The 17,194-nt window shown below is 73.8% G+C and carries 16 protein-coding genes; 8 read left to right on the top strand and 8 right to left on the bottom strand.

Annotated features, from left to right (window positions below; genetic code table 11):
* Nucleotides 1-2: 2 nt before the first annotated feature.
* Both ACWDD9_RS16305 and ACWDD9_RS16300 read right to left on the bottom strand, forming a co-directional pair.
* Nucleotides 3-659, bottom strand: a complete 657-nt coding sequence (locus tag ACWDD9_RS16305) for a DUF6230 family protein (protein ID WP_049650672.1) — start codon at nucleotides 657-659, stop codon at nucleotides 3-5.
* Nucleotides 660-845: 186 nt separating this feature from the next.
* Nucleotides 846-1,574, bottom strand: coding sequence for a TetR/AcrR family transcriptional regulator (locus tag ACWDD9_RS16300; RefSeq protein WP_049650671.1), 729 nt, complete (start codon nucleotides 1,572-1,574; stop codon nucleotides 846-848).
* Between the two features lie 572 nt (nucleotides 1,575-2,146).
* On the opposite strand from ACWDD9_RS16300, the gene ACWDD9_RS16295 reads away from it, so the two are divergent.
* The 3 genes from ACWDD9_RS16295 to ACWDD9_RS16285 all read left to right on the top strand — a co-directional run bounded on the left by ACWDD9_RS16295 (nucleotide 2,147) and on the right by ACWDD9_RS16285 (nucleotide 5,345).
* Nucleotides 2,147-2,815, top strand: coding sequence for a hypothetical protein (locus tag ACWDD9_RS16295; RefSeq protein ID WP_049650670.1), 669 nt, complete (start codon nucleotides 2,147-2,149; stop codon nucleotides 2,813-2,815).
* Nucleotides 2,816-3,009: 194 nt separating this feature from the next.
* Nucleotides 3,010-3,891, top strand: a complete 882-nt coding sequence (locus ACWDD9_RS16290; protein WP_416874085.1) for an AAA family ATPase — start codon at nucleotides 3,010-3,012, stop codon at nucleotides 3,889-3,891.
* Entirely contained in the window at nucleotides 3,888-5,345 is a 1,458-nt protein-coding gene (locus ACWDD9_RS16285) for a VWA domain-containing protein (RefSeq protein ID WP_449811885.1), read from the top strand. The genes ACWDD9_RS16290 and ACWDD9_RS16285 overlap by 4 nt, the downstream gene beginning before the upstream one ends.
* 43 nt (nucleotides 5,346-5,388) lie before the next feature.
* Here the strand turns inward: ACWDD9_RS16285 and ACWDD9_RS16280 are convergent, their stop codons facing one another.
* The 3 genes from ACWDD9_RS16280 to ACWDD9_RS16270 form a co-directional block, all read right to left on the bottom strand.
* Entirely contained in the window at nucleotides 5,389-6,357 is a 969-nt protein-coding gene (locus ACWDD9_RS16280) for an alpha/beta fold hydrolase (RefSeq protein ID WP_380739456.1), read from the bottom strand.
* Nucleotides 6,358-6,513: 156 nt separating this feature from the next.
* Nucleotides 6,514-10,005, bottom strand: coding sequence for a S8 family serine peptidase (locus tag ACWDD9_RS16275; RefSeq protein ID WP_449811884.1), 3,492 nt, complete (start codon nucleotides 10,003-10,005; stop codon nucleotides 6,514-6,516).
* 289 nt (nucleotides 10,006-10,294) lie between these two features.
* Complete coding sequence (locus ACWDD9_RS16270) at nucleotides 10,295-11,146, bottom strand: siderophore-interacting protein (RefSeq protein ID WP_449811883.1); 852 nt, start codon at nucleotides 11,144-11,146, stop codon at nucleotides 10,295-10,297.
* A gap of 81 nt (nucleotides 11,147-11,227) precedes the next feature.
* Between ACWDD9_RS16270 and ACWDD9_RS16265 the strand changes: the two genes are divergently transcribed.
* On the top strand, nucleotides 11,228-12,043 hold the full coding sequence (locus ACWDD9_RS16265; RefSeq protein WP_387824045.1) for a TetR/AcrR family transcriptional regulator: 816 nt from the start codon (nucleotides 11,228-11,230) through the stop codon (nucleotides 12,041-12,043).
* A 36-nt stretch (nucleotides 12,044-12,079) separates the two neighbouring features.
* Here the strand turns inward: ACWDD9_RS16265 and ACWDD9_RS16260 are convergent, their stop codons facing one another.
* Entirely contained in the window at nucleotides 12,080-12,277 is a 198-nt protein-coding gene (locus tag ACWDD9_RS16260) for a hypothetical protein (protein ID WP_049660802.1), read from the bottom strand.
* Nucleotides 12,278-12,500: 223 nt separating this feature from the next.
* Here ACWDD9_RS16260 and ACWDD9_RS16255 point away from each other — a divergent pair, with 223 nt between their 5' ends.
* The 3 genes from ACWDD9_RS16255 to ACWDD9_RS16245 all read left to right on the top strand — a co-directional run bounded on the left by ACWDD9_RS16255 (nucleotide 12,501) and on the right by ACWDD9_RS16245 (nucleotide 15,263).
* Nucleotides 12,501-13,850 (top strand): D-alanyl-D-alanine carboxypeptidase family protein, encoded by a 1,350-nt coding sequence (locus ACWDD9_RS16255; protein ID WP_449811882.1) that lies wholly within the window; start codon nucleotides 12,501-12,503, stop codon nucleotides 13,848-13,850.
* A 17-nt stretch (nucleotides 13,851-13,867) separates the two neighbouring features.
* A complete protein-coding gene (locus ACWDD9_RS16250; RefSeq protein ID WP_375873667.1) occupies nucleotides 13,868-14,653 on the top strand; it encodes a bestrophin-like domain in 786 nt (261 codons plus the stop codon).
* A 196-nt stretch (nucleotides 14,654-14,849) separates the two neighbouring features.
* Nucleotides 14,850-15,263, top strand: a complete 414-nt coding sequence (locus ACWDD9_RS16245) for a PPOX class F420-dependent oxidoreductase (RefSeq protein WP_117486643.1) — start codon at nucleotides 14,850-14,852, stop codon at nucleotides 15,261-15,263.
* Between the two features lie 31 nt (nucleotides 15,264-15,294).
* Here ACWDD9_RS16245 and ACWDD9_RS16240 read toward each other — a convergent pair whose 3' ends face one another.
* Nucleotides 15,295-16,074: an oxygen-binding di-iron domain-containing protein gene (locus tag ACWDD9_RS16240; protein ID WP_375873666.1), complete on the bottom strand. Its 780-nt coding sequence runs from the start codon at nucleotides 16,072-16,074 to the stop codon at nucleotides 15,295-15,297.
* Between the two features lie 142 nt (nucleotides 16,075-16,216).
* Between ACWDD9_RS16240 and ACWDD9_RS16235 the strand changes: the two genes are divergently transcribed.
* Entirely contained in the window at nucleotides 16,217-16,618 is a 402-nt protein-coding gene (locus tag ACWDD9_RS16235; protein WP_449811881.1) for an NTP pyrophosphohydrolase, read from the top strand.
* Between the two features lie 13 nt (nucleotides 16,619-16,631).
* Here ACWDD9_RS16235 and ACWDD9_RS16230 read toward each other — a convergent pair whose 3' ends face one another.
* The gene (locus tag ACWDD9_RS16230) at nucleotides 16,632-17,087 is read right to left on the bottom strand and encodes a hypothetical protein (RefSeq protein WP_074003709.1); all 456 of its coding nucleotides are present in this window, start codon (nucleotides 17,085-17,087) and stop codon (nucleotides 16,632-16,634) included.
* Nucleotides 17,088-17,194: the final 107 nt, after the last annotated feature.

The following is a 17,194-nucleotide window of genomic DNA, read 5'->3' as shown; positions in this document are numbered from 1 at the left end:
GCTCAGCAGCCCGTGGAGCTGAAGCTCAGCCGCAGGTTCGGCAGTTTGAACCCGACGGCGGTGCTCGCGTAGTTGTGCTGGTTCAGGTGGGTCAGCGTGACGTGGTCGGCCTGCTGGCCGAACACGCCGGGGTTGCCCTTCCCGACCGGGCCGGCCTTGGTGTACGTGCTGGCGTCGCCGCCGATCTCGATGTTCTTGAACTCCGCGTCGCCGGACAGCATGTCGGAGTCGGTGGTGAGGTCGGAGGCGGTGACGGGGGTGCCGCCGTCGCCCGCGTGGATCACCAGGTTGATGCCGCCGAGGTCGACGCTCTGGCACAGGTTGGTGATCTCGGCCTTCTTGATCGCCGACACCGCGACCAGCACCTGGCCGCCGGTGGAGCCCGCGTTGGGGCTGTCGGGGATCATCGAGTCCAGCGAGCCGAACTGGGCGAAGCCCTCGCCGTCCAGCTTGTCGGCGGTGATGGTGAACGGCATGCCGGAGATGGAGAACTGGGCGGCGAGCACGCCCTGGGCGGTGAGCGCCATCAGGACGCCACCGGCCGCGATGGCCGGTACGGCCATCAGGGCGCTGCGCTTCAGCCGGACCCGTCCTCTTCTCGGCCCGCTCGGCGTCTGCGGGGTCTCGGCCGCCGTGGCGGCGTCCTCGGACATGGCCATGTGTGTGCTCCCTGTGGGTGGAATGGGTGTGCAGGCACTTGGCACGTTGTCCTGGCGCGGACAGCGTTCCCCGGCCCGACCGGGCTGTCCGCCCCTCGGCAGCGGGGCGGACCGGTCGGCGCCGGTAGGTAACTGGGAAGCTACTGCCCGGTATTGGCCGGGTCAATACAGGTGCACGAAGGATCTTCACCAATCCGCGACCCGCTTCGGCCAGTCCCGCACCCCCAGCCGCTCGGCCGCTTCCGCCGGGCCGAGGAAGGGCGACAGGCAGAACAGGCTCAACAGCGGTAGGAGCTCCAGTAGTTGTTCGGTCCGGCCGGAGTCGATCCGCCGGTAGATCGCGCTGTAGACGCCGCCGACCACGGCGTCCACCATCTCCTTCGACCCGACCCCGCCCGGAAGTTGGGGCACCTCTGCGAAGAACGAGCGGAACCTGGTCAGCAGTTGGGCCCGCTCCCGGCGGCCGGCCGGACCGACAGCCTCGATCTCGATCACCGCCATCGTGGCGAACGCCGGTGTCCCCGCCAGCAGTTGCAGCATCACGCCGAGCGCCTTCCGGATGCCCCGGCACCAGTCGGATTCGGCCGCGAAGGCGGCCGCCATCCGCCGGATCACCACACCGGTGCCGTGCCGGTGCGCGGCCAGGAAGGCGTCCTCCTTGCCGTTGAACAGCTCGTAGAAGACCGGCCTGGTCACGCCCGCCGCGCGGCAGATGTCGCTGATCGTCGCGTGCTGGTAGCCGCGCTCGGCGACGGTCCGCACCAGCCCGTCCAGGAGTCGATCGCGCTGGGTCGCGGCGACCACGCCGGCGGGCAGCCGGCGCGGGCCCGGCTTGATCGAGCGGGCCGGATCGCGGCCGGTCCGGGCACCCGGCAGCAGGACCACGTCGGCTCCGCGGAGGTGTTTCCGATCCATCACCAACTCCTGTGTCCTGTATTGACATTGATGGAACACCGGGTTTACAACACTGACAGGTTTCCAACCGGCGGGCCAGCAGGCGCCCACCGGCCGGACCTCCGGGGGCTCCGCGGACCGGGGCGAAAGCCCGGGCCACGGGACCACGGCGGGGACGGGACCGCGACGGTGGCAGTCGTCGAGGGCCCCGACGGCACCGCACGTCCCCGACCGAACGGCGCGGTGCCGCGGTGTTCCACGCCGCCGTCCGTACGCAAGGCCGCACCGCAGCTCCACCGCACCGCCGTACCACCGCAGTTCCACCGCACCGCCGTACGCCCACCCTCGCGTACGTCCGCACCGCCGTACCGCACGGACGGGCCCGTGGCGCCGGGCCCGCCCGCCCTCGGCATGGGCCGAGGCATCCGGTGTGAAGACCGGAGCGCGGCCCGGAGCGCGACCCGGGGAACGGTACGAAATCTCCGGTGCGAAGCCTCCGGCACCCGCCACGCCCCTCCCCCGTCGTGCACACCACCACACCCGCACGCCGGGTTTCCCCCACCCCCGTCCACCGGACGGAGAGAGGTACCCTCATGCGCATCAGCCGCACCCTCGCCACCGCCGCCCTGGCCGCACTCGCCCTCACCGGCGCGGCCGTGACCCCCGCCCAGGCCGCCGGCGCGGTCCTGACCACCGGAAGTCCGAGTGGCCCGGACGTCGCCGTCGGCGACGTGCTGACCGCCAACCTGGTCTCCGGCACCACCGCGAACTTCAACAACAGCGCCACCGGGTCGACCGGCGTCAAGTGTGCCGCCTCCTCCTTCTCGGCGACCGTCACCGCCAACCCGGCCGCGCCGGGCAGCGCCGTCGAGCGGCTCGACACCCAGACCTTCGGCTCCTGCACCTCCAACGTCATCGGTGTCACCGGCGTCAAGAGCGTCACGGTCACCAGCCTGCCGTTCACCAACACGGTCAGCGACGCCCCTGGCAACCCGGTCAAGCTCACCCCCGGCGCGGCCGGCGTGATGGGCACCACCGTGGTGCTCAACACCATCCTGGGCAGCATCAGCTGCAACTACCAGAACAGCACCGGGATCAACGGCACCACCTCGAACACCGGCAACACCATCGGTTTCGCCGGCCAGCCGTTCGCCCTGGTGTCCGGGCCGAGCCTGTGCTTCTCGACGGGCTACTTCAGCGCCACCTACGGCCCGGTTCTCGACAGCTCCGTCGCCGGCAGCCCGGCGCTCTTCGTCAACTGACGCCGGGGCCCCCGCGGCCCGTCCTGACGACGGCGGCGTACGGCACCCTCACCGGGCCGTACGCCGCTGCGCCGGACCCGTCCCCGAACCGGAACGCCCGCCCCCGACCCCGGACGCCCGCCCCCGAGACAGCGAAGTGACCGGCCGGTAGGGTGGCGCCGCACGGAGACGGCGAACCGGATCGGGGCAGACGGATGAGCGACGACGGCGGGCACGGCACGGGCTTCTTCACCTCGGTGGCGGACGCCGCCGAGCAGTTGGCCGCCACCGGCTACCTGGCCTCCACCTCCGTGGCCACCACCGTCTTCCTCGCCGACCGGCTCGGCAAGCCGCTGCTGGTCGAGGGCCCGGCCGGGGTCGGAAAGACCGAACTCGCCAAGGCGGTGGCGGCGATCGGCCGCGCCCGGCTGGTCCGGCTCCAGTGCTACGAGGGCATCGACGAGGCCCGCGCGCTCTACGAGTGGAACCACGCCAAGCAGCTGCTGCGGATCACCGCCGGCCGCGACGAGGGCTGGCAGGAGGCCCGCACCGACATCTTCGGCGAGGAGTTCCTGCTCGCCCGCCCGCTGCTCACCGCGATCCGCGGCGAGGAGCCGACCGTGCTGCTGATCGACGAGATGGACAAGGCCGACGTCGAGGTGGAGGCGCTGCTGCTGGAGGTGCTCAGCGACTTCCAGGTCACCGTCCCCGAGCTGGGCACCATCACCGCCGAGCGCCGCCCCTTCGTGCTGCTCACCTCGAACGCCACCCGCGAGCTCTCCGAGGCGCTGCGCCGCCGCTGCCTCTTCCTCCACCTCGACTACCCCGAGGCCGAGTTGGAGCGCCGCATCGTCCGGCTCAAGGTGCCCGGACTGGACGAGACGCTGGCCGAGTCGCTGGTCCGGGTGGTCGGCGCGCTGCGCGCGATGGAGCTGCGCAAGGCCCCGTCCGTCGCCGAGACCATCGACTGGGCCCGCACCCTGCTGGCGCTCGGCGCCGGCACCCTGGACGAGACGGTCGTCCGGGACACCCTCGGCGTGATCCTCAAGCACCAGGACGACGTCCGCAAGGCCGCCCAGAAGCTCACCCTCGCATGACGACGCCCCGGGAGGCCGACACCGCCGCCCGCCTCACCGGCCTGGTCCGCGCCCTGCGCGGGCACGGCCTGCGGATCGGCCCGGCCGAGACGGTGGACGCCGCCGCCGTCCTGGACGTCCTCGGCTTCGCCGACCGCGAGCAGATGCGGGCCGGCCTGGCCGCCGCCCTGCTCCGCTCGGAAGCCCAACGGACCGTCTACGACGCCGCCTTCGACCTGTTCTTCCCGCTCGGCGTCGGCACCCCGGAGGCCGTCCGGGCCGACCCGCCGCCCGTCCCCGACGACCCCGAACCGCCGCGCTTCGGCCGCCCCGACCCGCTGCGCGAGCAGCTGCGCGAGCGCCTCGCCGCCGCGCTGGCCGCCGACGACCGCGCCGCCCAGGCCCGGCTGGCCGGCGAGCTGATCGAGGCCTTCGGCCGGTACGGCGCCGGAGGCTCCCCCGGCAGCGGGGGCTCCCCCGGCTCCGGCGGCTGGTCCGCCCAGCAGGCGCTCGGCCGGCTCGCCCCCGAGACGCTGCTCGCCCGCGTCCTCGCCGCCCTGCGCGAGCGGCCCGGCGCCCGGGACCCCGCCGACCGGGACCTCTCCGACCGGGTGCTCGCCGACGAGATCCGCCGCCGCATCCGGGACTTCCGCGCCATGGCCGCCGGCGAGGCCCGCCGCCGGGTCGCCGAGCTGCGCGGCCCCGAGCGGATCGCCGAACGCGCCGTCGCCCCTACCGCCGACCGGGTCGACTTCCTCTACGCCGGCCGCGACCAGCTCGCCGAACTGCGCCGCACCGTCCACCCGTTGGCCCGCAAACTGGCCACCCGGCTGGCCGCCCGGCGCCGGCGCGCCGCCCGCGGCGAGATCGACCTGCGCCGCACCCTGCGCCGCTCGCTGGGCACCGGCGGGGTGCCGCTGCGCCCCGCGTACCGGCGGCGCCGCCCGGCCCGCCCGGAGCTGGTGCTGCTGTGCGACGTCTCCGGCTCGGTGGCGGGCTTCGCCGACTTCACCATGCTGCTGGTGCAGGCGATGGGCGAACAGTTCAGCAAGGTCCGGGTGTTCGCCTTCGTCAACCGCACCGCCGAGGTGACCGGCCTGCTGCGCGGCGGCGACGACCCGGCACGCCTGGCCGCCCGGATCCTCGCCGAGGCCGAGGTCACGGGCTACCACGGCAACAGCGACTACGGCTCCGCACTCGGGGAGTTCGCCGAACGGCACCTGGACGCCGTCGGCCCGCGCACCTGCGTGCTGGTCCTCGGCGACGCCAGGAACAACCACCGCGACCCCAACCCGGACGCGCTGCGCCGGATCGCCGCCCGGGCCCGCCGGGTGTTCTGGCTCAACCCCGAGCAGCCCTCGCTCTGGCCGACCGGCGACTCCGCCGCCCTCGCCTACGCGGGCGTGGTGGAGATGCACTCCTGCCGCAACGCCCGCCGCCTCGGCGAGCTGATCGCCCGCCTGCTGCCGGTCTGACACCGGGCGCGGCCCCCGAGGCCGCGCCCGGTGCCCCGGCCGGCTACTTGTCCAGGTGCGCCAGGAAGTCCAGCAGCGCCTCGGTGACCTCGGCCGGGCGCTCCTGCTGCGTCCAGTGGCCGGTGTCCGGCAGCCGGACGTGCCGGTGCAGCCGGGGCGTCAGGTGCGTCAGCAGGTACTGGACCGCCTCCGGCGCGATCATCGCGTTCACCAGGTCCCGCTCGCCGACCACGAACAGCGCGGGCACGTCGATCCGCTGGCCGACGAACGCCGTCATCAGCTCGCTGTTCCGGTCGATGTTGCGGTACCAGTTGAGGCCCCCGGTGAAGGCGTTCTCGCCGTGCCGGGCGTAGTCGGCGGCGAACACGTCGAGGTCCTCGTCGGTGAGCCAGTCCGGCAGGCTCTCCGGCTCCGGGACGGTGTCCAGCAGCTTCTTGCCCTCGGGGACGATCCACGGTCGCGGCTCGCCGTCGGGCTGGATGCCGCAGAGGATGCGGCGCAGGCTGGACTTGACGTCGGCCGCCAGCTCGGCGTCGGCCCGGCCCGGCTCCTGGAAGTAGATCTGGTAGAAGCCCTCGCCGAAGTTCTCCCGGGCCGCGGACAGGGTGCCGGGCCCGGCCGGCAGCGGCGGCACGCTCAGCCCGGCCACCCCGCGCACCAGGTCCGGCCGCAGCGCCGCGGCGGCCCAGGCCACCGGCGCGCCCCAGTCGTGCCCGACCACGACGGCCTTCTCCTCGCCGAGCGCGGCGATCAGCGCCGTCACGTCGCCGACCAGGTGCAGCAGGGTGTAGGCGTCGATCCGCTCGGGCTGCTCGCTGCGGGCGTACCCGCGCTGGTCCGGCGCGACGACCCGGTAGCCGGCCTCGGCGAGCGGCGCGAACTGGTGGCGCCAGGAGTACCAGCTCTCCGGGAAGCCGTGCAGCAGCAGGACCAGCGGCCCCTCGCCCTGCTCCGCGTAGTGCAGCCGTACGCCGTTCACCACGACCTCGCCGTGCTTGATCGCGTCGTTCAACTCGCAACTCCCCATCCGGTGACAACATCCGGTGACAACATCCGTTCACTCCCGACCCTGCCCAGTCGGCCGCCCCCGGAACCCCGGCCGCCGAACGCGGCCGAGGCCGCCCCGGAACCCCGGGACGGCCTCGGCCTGACGTCGGCTGACGTGGCGTCAGTTCACGGTGTAGCTGTACGGGATCGCCGCGAGCACCGAACCGGTGGTGTTCAGGGCGTTGTTGGCGGTGGCCACGCCGGTCGGGCCGGACACCAGGTACAGCACGCCCTTGACGGTGCTGCCCTTCGGGCCGGTCGGGGTCAGCGTCACCTGGAGCGTGCCGGTGGCGCCGGGGGCGACGGTCACCGGGGTGGCGGCCGCGGCCGAGGCGTTCACCGAGGCGGCGTACGGGTCACCGGTGCTGGAGGTCAGCGCCGGGTCGAAGGCCTGGGTGTGCGCGGTGGCCGTGATGGTGGAGGTGCCGGCCGGCGCGCCGCCGGTGCCGAACGGGCCGATCTGCTGGACGAAGGTGCTCCAGGTGCCGGGGACGACCGGCTGCTCGGCGGTGCCGTTGTCGGTGACGACCGAGACGGTGGAGCCGTCCTGGGCCTTCTTCAGGTCGCCGAACAGGTCCGGCGAGCCGGTGGTGGCGCTCAGCTCGATCTGCGCCGGCGTCGAGGACGCCGCCACGGCCTTGAGCCGGTCGGTGCCCGGCGGCACCAGGAAGGACGGCACCGCGGAGCTGAGGCTCAGCGGCAGGGTGACGGTCGCCGAGGTGCCCTGCGGCACCAGCGGCACGTCCACCCGGCGGTCCAGCCGGCCGTCGGCCGCGATCCGCTGGGTCGCGACGGTGTTGTTGGTGTAGTTCACCTGGACGGTGACCGGCTTGCCGGCCGCCAGCTTGCTGCGGGCGTCGTTGGGCAGACCGGCCGCGGTGGCCTGGTTCTGGTTGAACGCGATGGTGCCGGTGAAGTCCTGGGCGAGCTCCTGGCCGCTGACCGGGCCGAGCACGTTCAGGACGAACCGCCAGCGGCCGGCGGCCGGGTTGACGGCGGTGGCCGAGACGCCGTTGCCGGTGCCCGCCAGGTTGCCCTGGGCGTCGAACTGCCCGTTGCCCTCGATGTCGACCGGGGTGCCGTTCGGGCTGATCAGCGCACCCTGCATGAGCAGCTTCGGGTCCTTGCCGACGGTCAGGCCGACCCGCAGGTCCTTCTGGCCCTTCGGGACGTCGAAGGCGTACGAGAAGCTCTGCGTCGGCGAGGCGCTGCGGCCGTTGCCGCCGGTGATGGTGCCGGTGAAGGTGCCCTTGCCCTGGTTGACCGGGACGAGGCTGCGCAGCACGACCGGGACGCTGGTGGTGTTGCCGTTGGAGCCGGAGACCAGGACGGCCTCGCTGGAGTCGCCGCTGGTGGCCGGGGTGGTGAGCTGGACCTTGAGGGTCTTGGTCTGGCCCGGCTTCAGGTCGGTGGTGCCGGGGCTCACGGCGCCGGCCGGCACCGCGCGCTGGGTGGCGGTGCCGAGCTCGACGGCGCCGTTGTAGCCGGCCTGGCCGGCCGGGGTGTAGAGGACGGCGGTCCACTCGCCGGCCACCGGGTGCGGGACGTCCACCAGGCCGAAGTTGGCCGGGGTGGCGCCGCCCTGCGGACGGGTGTTGGTCTCGAAGCGGCCCGAGGGGTCGAGCAGCGTCATCCGGACCACCGGCCCGTTGGTGACCGGGTTGGGCGCGCCCTGCCAGGCGATCGAGGCCGCGAGGCGGTCGGCGCCGGCCGGGACGGTGAACTTGACCTGCTTCTGCACCCAGTCCGCGCCGTTGGTCGCGTACTTGAAGGTGTCCTTCGAGGACGGGTCCAGCTGGACGGTCTGCCGGTTGCTCGACTGCGGCGCGAAGCCGCGGGTCGTGGCGCTCACCGTCTGGGTGCTGTCACTGGTGTTGGTGACGGACACCTCGGCGGTGTGGGTCGAGCCGGGGGCGCCGGCGATGTCGACCTGGCCGGTGTTGACCACGACGGTCTTCGCACCGTCGGTGCCGTCCCCGTCGTCGTAGCCGCGGGCGGCCTCGACGGCGGCGCGGACGTTCAGCAGGCCGGCGCCCTGCTCCTCGGCCGGAACGCCGAGGTCGGTGGCGGTGCCGGTGAGGAACTTCTTCACCAGCGCCGGGGCGGGCGAGTCGCCGCCGTGGGTGTCGCGGTAGGCCTGGATGACCAGGGCCGCGGCGCCGGTGACGAACGGGGCCGACTGGCTGGTGCCGCCGAACGGCTGGATCGGCGAGGGCTGCCCGTTGTAGCCCGTGCAGTCCGTGTACTTGCTGGTGTCGGGCGTGCACAGCGCCCAGTCCGACTCGCCCGGCGCGACCAGGTCGACGGTCCGGCCGGCCTGGGTGAAGCCGCCCGAGGAGAGCGCGGAGATGCGACTGTTGCTCCAGGTCTTGTTGGAGAACTGGGAGGCCGCGTAACCGGTCTGCTGGTAGTTCTGGTTGTCCGTCGAGGCGCCGACCGCGATCACGGACGGGTCGGTGGCCGGGGTGCCGATCGTGCCGCTGAGGCCGGCGTCACCGGTGGAGACCGCGACGGTGACACCGGCCTTGACGGCCTGCTCGTTGAAGAGCGAGATGGTGTCGTGCGCGCCGCTGTCCGGGGTGACGTTGCCGCCGAAGGACTCGTTCAGCACGTCCACGTGGGCGACCCGCACCGCGTAGTCGATCGACTGGAGGATCGACGAGTTGGACATCATCTCGCCGCCGGCCTTCAGCGCGACCAGGTCGGCGTCCGGGGCGAGGCCGCGGATGCGGATGTTGCAGCCGGCCGGCAGCGGGTGCGAGGAGTTGACGAACTTGGAGACGTCGTAGACCTGGCGGCCCTGGGCGATGACCGCCGAGGCGTCGCCGAAGGCCTCGGCCGCGCCGGTCGGCGCGTCCCAGCCGTCGCCCGCGAAGTCCTGGTAGTCGACCACGGCGTGCGAGCCGTCGGCCCGGATGAAGTCCGGGTTGTTCGGGTCGAGGCCGTCCGCGATGTAGGCGACCTTGACGCCCTTGCCGGTGGCCAGGTCCTCAACGCCGGGCTTGCCGTTGCCGGTGACGGCCCGGGTCGAGTAGAGGCCCTCGGGCTCCAGCAGCGGCTTGGCCGGGTCGGCGGGGCAGACCGTGTTGGTCGCGTTCTCCTCCGCCCCCTGGCCGTTACTGCCCGAAACGGCCTGCGGAGCGGCGTCGGCCTTGGGCGCCTTGGCGGCGGCGGTGTCCTTGGCCGCCTTCGCCTTGGCGGCGGCCGGCGGGGCGACCTGGACCTGGGCGTCCGCCACCACGGAGGAGACGGCCGGGTCGGCCTGGAGCTGGGCCCGCAGGGCGGGGCTGACCGTGGCCGAGAAGGCGTTGCCGACCACGAAACTCTTGATATCGGTGCCGCCGCCGGCCTTGACCTTGTTCAGCAGCGGCGCCTGTGCGTCGGCGGTCTTCTGCTGCCGGGCGCCGAGGTGGCCGTGGTCGGCCGGGGCGTCCGCGATCTGGTCCTTCATGATGACGATCACCGGCACCGGGGACCCGTCCGTGGACGCCGCCTGGGCGTTCTGCGGTTCGGGGGCCGGGGCCGCGGTCGCGATGGTCCCGAGGCTCAGGACCATGGACGCGGCGGTCACCGTGACGGCGGCCGCTAGCTGGGTTTTCCGCCAGCCGATCATATAAATCCTCTCGTCAGATGGACAGCTGACGCATTCCAACGCACCTGAGAGGATCACGACAAGGGGGTAAATCCCCATCAGAAAGTAAAGTTGACCATCAATCAGTAAAATTCGGAGAGGAAATCGGGTCGAATCCGCATCTTTCAGCCGATCGGCCCTTACCGGATCCGGACGGCCGGCACGGGAGAGCCCCGGCGGACTCCCTTCCCACGGCGCCGCCCGGCGAAACGGCCGCCACGGCGCCCGGGCGTCCCGCGGCGGGAGCCGCGGCGGGACGCCCGGCCCGGTCTCAGGTGCCGGCCAGCCGCTCCTGAGCGTCCGCCAGGTCCTCGGCGGTGGGCGCGTCATCCTGGGTCAACCGGTGGCGCCAGTAGCCGGTGAAGTCGATGTCCTCCTTCGGCACCCCCTGCTCCTCGATCAGGAGCCGGCGGACCTCCCGGACCGCCCCCGCCTCCCCGGCCAGCCAGACGAAGGGCTCACCCCCCGGCAGCACGCCGTCCCGGAACGCCTCGGTCAGCACGGTGCCCGGGGCCGCGCCGTCGCGGTACAGCCACTCCACCTCCAGCTCGGCGCGGCTCTCCAGCTCCTGGCGTTCCGCCTGGTCGGCCACCTCGATCCACACGTACGCCCGCACCCCCTCGGGCAGCACCCCGAGCAGCGTCGCGAGCGCCGGCAGCGCGGTCTCGTCGCCGGCCAGCAGCACCCAGTCGGCCTCCGTGGCGGCCTCGACGAAGGGGACCTGCGGGGCGTACAGCGCGGAGGGGCCGACCATCCCGAGCCGGTCCCCCGGCGCGGCCCGCTCCGCCCAGGCGGCGGCCGGGCCGGAGTCCCCGTGCAGCACGAAGTCGATCTCGACCAGCCGGGTGCCGGGCCGCCGGCCGCGCAGGGTGAAGCTGCGCAGCAGCGGGCGCTCGGCCTCCGGGATCGCCAGGTAGGCCTGGTACCAGCCCATCGGGTCGTCCTGCCGGGCGGGCAGCACCGGCTCGCGCTGCCCGGGGCGCGGGAAGCAGAGCTTCAGCTGCTGGTCCGGGGCGGTCCCGACGGCGTCGGGGAGTTCCTCGGCGGCGAAGGTGATCCGGGCGGTGCGCGGTGTGATCCGGCGGACCTCGACGACCTCGACGAAGGTGACGGGCAATGTCATCGCGAAACCCCTTCGATTGGTAACCTTACGGCATAAAGAGTTGCCGTCGGAGCGATACTTTACGCCATAAGGAGATGTCGGATGACCGTCTACGCCGGGCAGGGCGACGCCCACCGCGCGCTCGCCCTGCTCTGGGGCGCGCCCGAGGAGCCGCGCGCCGGGCGCAGCGGCCCCAAGCCGGGTCTGAGCGTCGACGCGATCGTGTCCGCCGGAATCGCGGTGGCCGACGCCGAGGGCATGGCCGCGCTGTCGATGCGCGCCGTGGGCGAACGGCTCGGCCGCACCGCGATGGCGCTCTACACCTATGTGCCCGGCAAGGCCGAACTGCTCGACCTGATGCACGACCGGGCGCTCGCCGAACTCGCCACCGAACCCCCCTCGGGAGTTCCCGCCGAATTCCCCGGCGGACTCCCGGTGGCCGACACCTGGCGGGAAGCCGTCACCGCCTGGGCCGAGGCCCTGTACGCCTGCTACCTGCGCCACCCCTGGGTGCTCCAGGTCTCGCAGGCCCGCCCGGTCCTCGGCCCCGCCGAACTCGCCGCGATGGAGGCGCTGTTGCGCGCACTGCGGCCGGCCGGCCTGGCGCCGGCGCGGCTGCGCGGGGCGGTCGCCGCGCTCTGGCAGTTCGTCCGCGGCCTGGCCGCCACCACCGCCGACGCGCGCGGCGCGGCCGCCGCCACCGGGATCGCCGACGAGGACTGGTGGGCCACCCGCTCCGCCCGACTCGCCGAGCTGGCACCGGACTTCGCGGAACGCTTCCCCCTGCTCGTCGCCCTGCAGAGCACCGGCGGCGGCGCCCCCGAGGACGGCCACCGGGAGGCCTTCCGCGCCGGGCTCGCCGTGCTGCTCGACGGCATCGCGGCGGGGGCGCCCTCAGACGATCCGGGCGTGCGCTGACCGTGCCGGGCGCGTTCCAGCCCTGCCGCGCATCCCCTAACCGTGCCGGGCGGCGGGGAGCGCCAGCAGGACACCCAGCACCACCAGGGTGGAGTACCCGGCGATCTCGTGGCCGGCCGGCACCAGGACCCGGACGAAGCCGAACAGCCGGAAGCCCTCGATCCAGGTGGACAGCAGGCCGGAGGCGCCGCCGACGATCAACACGGAGCCGAGGTAGCCGAGCAGGGTCTTCATGCTCCCGAGCCTAGGAATCCGGCCCTCCGCCGGACATCCGACTTTCGGTGCGGGCCGGCACCACCAAAGTCGTCCCTTCCGCGCGGCTCCGACCCGGCTCCGGACGGTTCCTCACCGCCCGGCCCGACTCCGGACGGCTCAGCCCGACTCCGGACGGCTCAGCCCGGCTCCGGACGGAGCAGCAGGCCCGGCGGCCCGGCGGCGGCGCGGGTACGTTCGCCGTGTGTTCCCCACCCGCACACCCCTGAAGTCGCCCTCCGCCGCCGTGACCGCGGCCGGAGCCGCCGCCTGCGCCGTCCTGGTCCTCGCCGTCACCGCCCCGGCCTCCCTCGCCCAGGACTCCGTCCCCGCCGTCGGCGGGGAGCGGCTCGGCCGCCCGGCCGTCCAGGTCGCGCCGCTGGCCGGGGCGCCCGCGCTGCCGTCCGACCTGACCGGCCGCTCCTGGCTGGTCGCCGACGCGGCCACCGGCGAGGTGCTCGCCGCCCGCGACGCCCACCTGCCGCTGCCCCCGGCCAGCACCCTCAAGATGCTGTTCGCGGACACCGTGCTGCCCAAGTTCGACCGGGCCACCGAGCACAAGGTCACCACGACCGAGCTCGCCAGCCTCGGCGCCGGCAGCAGCCTGGTCGGCGTCAAGGAGAACCTGCCGTACCGGGTCGAGGACCTCTGGCGGGGCGTCTTCCTCAGCTCCGGCAACGACGCCGTCCACGTCCTCGCCCACATGAACGGCGGCATCCAGCAGACCGTCACCGAGATGCAGGAGCGCGCCCGGGCGCTCCAGGCCCGCGACACCAAGGTCGTCTCCCCGGACGGCTACGACATGGACGGCCAGGTCTCCTCCGCCTACGACCTCACGCTCTTCGCCCGGGCCGGGCTGCGCAACGCCGACTTCCGCTCCTACTGCGCCACCCGCACCGCAAGCTTCCCCGGCGGGCTGGACAAGCTCACCGGCCGGCGCACCAGCTTCGACATCGCCAACACCGACCGGCTGCTCGGCAAGTACCCCGGCCTGATCGGCGTCAAGAACGGCTACACCACCAACGCGGGCGCCACTTTCACCGGCGCCGCCGAACGCGACGGCCGCACCCTGCTGGTGACGGTGATGCACCCGGACGCGCAGGGCAGGGTCTACGACGAGGCCGCCAGCCTGCTCGACTGGGGCTTCGCGGCCGCCGGGAAGGTCCAGCCGGTCGGCAAGCTGGTCGACGACACCGCCGCCCCCGCCCCCGCCGGGCCGTCCGCCGCCGCCGACGGGGCCGAGGCCGGCGAGCAGCTGCCGCCCTGGTCCCGTCCGCCGCTGACCAGCGGCTCCGGCTCGGGCCTCGCCCCCGCCGTCTGGACCGCCGCCGTCCTCGCCACCGCCCTCGCCGCCTGGGCCACCGCCCGCGTCACCGCCCGCCGCCGCACCGCGTCCGCCGCGTCCGCCGCGTCCGCCGCGGCGTACGACGGGGGCGGGGCGACCGCCGTCGGGGGCGCCACCGGCGCCACCGGCGTCGGCGGCCACGGCCGGCACCGCCTCACCCGCCGCGCCCGCACCCTGCTCCGCACCGCCCGGACCCGCGGGCCCCGCTGACAGGACAGGGCGTTCCCGTGGAACTCTGGCTGCTGAACCACTTCTCCACCGCCCTGCTCGCCCTCCTGGTGGTCGGCGGCTTCGTCGTCCTCGCGGTGACCGCCAGCCTCGTCACCACCCGGCGCTTCCCCGCCCTCGTCGGAGGCGAGAACAACGACATGGTCGGCGTGGTGCTCGGCATGTTCGGGGCGATCTACGGGATCATCCTCGCCTTCGTCATCGTCAACCTGTGGACCGAGCTCCAGGACACCCAGAAGATCGTCTCCACCGAGGCGACGGCGGTCTCCCAGATCGCCCGCGACGCCAAGGCCTTCCCGCCCGACGTCCAGACCGCCGTGGACGCCTCGGTCCGCGGCTACGTGCACGGCGTCGTCGAGCTGCAGTGGCCGCTGATGCGGGCCGGCCACGGCGACTTCACCGTGACGGCCTCGAAGATGGACGCGATGTACACGGCGCTGCGCGCGTACGAGCCGCAGTCCCAGTCCGAGCAGGCCTTCTACACCGAGGCCCTGAGCAGCCTCAACGACGCGGTCGGCCAGCGCCGGGACCGGATCAACGCCAGCCGCGAGGAACTGCCCGTCCTGCTCCAGGTCCTGATCGTGGGCGGCGCGCTGGTGATCCTCGCGCTGACCCTGCTGTACGGCATCCGCAGCCTGAAGGTGCGGATGCTGTTCGTCGGCTCGGTGGCCGCCCTGATCGGGTTCAGCCTGCTGCTCGTCCTGGTGCTCGACCGGCCCTTCGCCGGGGAGCTCAGCGTCTCGCCGGCACCGTTCAAGGAGAGCGCGCTGGCCAGGTTCTGGTGACGTGGCCTCCAGGGCCTGTCTTCGAACTCCCGTCGTCCGCCCGGAGGGCGGGCGGGGCGGCGTTGGGGTGCGTGCATCGCAAGGCGGAGGAGGGAGCCACTGCGGAGCATTGGCGACCGACGACAACGCGGCGAGGTGCGTGCCCCGGCGTCGGCCCGCAGACGCGAGTTCGACGACAGGCCCTAGACTTCCGGCCATGACCACGCCCGACCCCTCCGCCGCGGACCGGCTCGCCCGGATCGTCCAGCTCTCCTCCGGGAGCTACCTGCTCGTCACCACGTACAGGAAGGACGGCACCGCCGTGCCGACCCCGGTGTGGGTGGTGCGCGACGGGGAGGCGCTCGGGGTCTGGACCGTCGCGGACTCCTGGAAGGTCAAGCGGATCCGCAACCGCGCCGACGTGCTGGTCGGCCCGTGCGACGTCAAGGGCCGCCCGACCGGCGAGCAGTACCCCGCCACCGCCGAGCTCCTCGGCCCCGAGCGCACCGCCGCCTACCGCACCCTGCTGCGCCAGAAGTACGGCCTGCTCGGCGTGCTCACCCTGCTCGGCAGCCGGCTGCGCCGCGGCGAGCGCGGCACCGTCGGCATCCGGATCACGCTGACGGACTGAGCGCTGACGGACCGGGCGCCGACGGACCGGGCTACGGGTGCGGGCCCGCCAGTGCGCTGGGCAGCCCGACGAACCCCGACTCCGGTCCGAACCGCTCCTCCAGCCCGTCCGCCAGGGCGGTCAGCGCGGCCGCGCCGTCGCCGTGGAAGGACGAACCGTGCATCACCGCCAGGGTGCGCGGGCGCAGCTCGGCGAGGGAGCGCAGCGCGGTCGCGGCGGCCGTCAGGCAGGAGGTCTGGCGGAACAGCCCCTCGGATTCCAGGGCCGATTCGACCAGGTCGGCGTCGGTGACGGCGGGCCCGTTGCCGAGGTGGGTGAACAGGTCGCCGCAGAACAGGGTGCGGGTCTGCTCCTCGAACAGCACCCGCGCCTCCCAGCCGTGCGGCACGTGCGCGGTGTTGATGTTGCGCACCCGGCGGCGTACCTGGCGCCCGCCGAGGTCCAGCACCTCGCCGTCGTCCATCGGCACCGGCGGGCGGTCGGCCAGGTCGTTCAGCGAGACCAGGCAGCCGAGCGTGTTGTGCGCGACCCGCGCGTGCGGGGCCGCGGCGAGGAACTCGTTCATCGCCCCGCACTCGTCCGCCTCGACGTGCCCGAAGGTCACCCACCGCAGCCGCTCCACCGGCAGCACCCGGCCGACCGCCTCGGACACCGCCGGGAACAGCGAGCGCATCCCGGTGTGGAAGATCAGCGGCTCCTCGGCGTCGACCAGGAACTGGTTGAAGGTGAACCCGGCGGGCGGGGCGATCTCCGGGACGAAGGTCGAGATCCGGTAGATGCGTTCGGCGATCTCGTCGATGCGTGTGTCCATGGGCCCGTTGCCTACCCGAGCCGCCCGGGGCCGGCGCTCAGGCGGCACCGGACATGCCGCCCGCGTCGCCGGTTCGGCCGAGCGGCGCGGCTCCGACCGGCCACCGCGGAACCCGGCCTGGCGGCGTGGCAGGCTGGCGGCCATGGACGAGAACGAGGCCGGGCCGCTCCCGCTGCTGGTGGTGGACGGCGCGAACGTGGTCGGATCGGTGCCGGACGGCTGGTGGCGCGACCGGCGGGGCGCCGCCGAGCGGCTGCGGGACGCGCTGGTGGCCGTCGCCGAGCGGGGCGTGCCGGAGCACCCCGGCCCGCTGGAGGTGGTGCTGGTCGTCGAGGGCGCGGCCCGGGGGGTGGACGGCGTGCCCGGAGTACGGGTGGTGGCGGCGAGCGGCAGCGGCGACGACCGGATCGTGGAGCTGGTCCGGGCCGAGAAGGCCCGGAACCCCGCCCGCACCTGCCTGGTCGCCACCGCCGACCGCGAACTGCGGGCCCGGGTCGGCGCGTCGGGTGCCGCCGCCATCGGGCCGCGCAGCGTTCGGCCGTAGCCCTGCGATATGTCTAGTCGGCCTGGGTGGCGTACATGCCCCAGTGGATCGACGGGTCCGAGGTGTGCGCGGTGAACAGCAGGTCCCGGCCCGGGCGGGCGGGGACCTCCACCGAACCGACGCCGGTGGAGTCGACCGGGCACTGGACCGTGAAGTCGACCGGCGCCGCGCCGCCGATGTGCACGTCCACCGAGCCGCCGCCCCGGCAGCCGAGCGTGAACGTGAACGGCTGCGACGGGTTCACCGAGGCCGTCACGGCGCCGCCGTCGCCGATCCAGTCCGGTATCCAGATCAGCCCCTCCGGCCCCGGGTGCGGCAGGATCTCGCCCGTCCCCGGCTGGCCGGGAACCGCGGCGGGCGCCTCGGCCCCGCTCCCGGCCGGCTGCGCCACCGCCGTCCCGGCGAGGGCGAGCACCGCCCCCACCGCCCCGGCCACCGCCGCGAAGCCGTGCTTCCCCGTACGCTTCATCGCTGGTTCCCCCTTCGGTGTTCCTCGGTCCGCACGCCCGGTGTTCGGCGTGCGGAGCAAACCTACGACGCCCCACTGACAAGGGACACCCGCCGGGGCGCCGCCCG

The sequence above is a fragment of the Kitasatospora sp. NPDC001119 genome, from assembly GCF_053598475.1.
Note: the sequence above shows the minus strand (reverse complement) of the source record. Positions and strands in the feature narration are given on the sequence as shown.

Coding starts and splice junctions, on each gene's coding strand:
- ACWDD9_RS16245 (WP_117486643.1), top strand. CDS start 14,850: ATGACCACGCCCGACCCCTCCGCCGCGGACCGGCTCGCCCGGATCGTC.
- ACWDD9_RS16240 (WP_375873666.1), bottom strand. CDS start 16,074: ATGGACACACGCATCGACGAGATCGCCGAACGCATCTACCGGATCTCG.
- ACWDD9_RS16235 (WP_449811881.1), top strand. CDS start 16,217: ATGGACGAGAACGAGGCCGGGCCGCTCCCGCTGCTGGTGGTGGACGGC.
- ACWDD9_RS16305 (WP_049650672.1), bottom strand. CDS start 659: ATGGCCATGTCCGAGGACGCCGCCACGGCGGCCGAGACCCCGCAGACG.
- ACWDD9_RS16270 (WP_449811883.1), bottom strand. CDS start 11,146: ATGACATTGCCCGTCACCTTCGTCGAGGTCGTCGAGGTCCGCCGGATC.
- ACWDD9_RS16295 (WP_049650670.1), top strand. CDS start 2,147: ATGCGCATCAGCCGCACCCTCGCCACCGCCGCCCTGGCCGCACTCGCC.
- ACWDD9_RS16230 (WP_074003709.1), bottom strand. CDS start 17,087: ATGAAGCGTACGGGGAAGCACGGCTTCGCGGCGGTGGCCGGGGCGGTG.
- ACWDD9_RS16285 (WP_449811885.1), top strand. CDS start 3,888: ATGACGACGCCCCGGGAGGCCGACACCGCCGCCCGCCTCACCGGCCTG.
- ACWDD9_RS16260 (WP_049660802.1), bottom strand. CDS start 12,277: ATGAAGACCCTGCTCGGCTACCTCGGCTCCGTGTTGATCGTCGGCGGC.
- ACWDD9_RS16300 (WP_049650671.1), bottom strand. CDS start 1,574: ATGGATCGGAAACACCTCCGCGGAGCCGACGTGGTCCTGCTGCCGGGT.
- ACWDD9_RS16290 (WP_416874085.1), top strand. CDS start 3,010: ATGAGCGACGACGGCGGGCACGGCACGGGCTTCTTCACCTCGGTGGCG.
- ACWDD9_RS16275 (WP_449811884.1), bottom strand. CDS start 10,005: ATGATCGGCTGGCGGAAAACCCAGCTAGCGGCCGCCGTCACGGTGACC.
- ACWDD9_RS16265 (WP_387824045.1), top strand. CDS start 11,228: ATGACCGTCTACGCCGGGCAGGGCGACGCCCACCGCGCGCTCGCCCTG.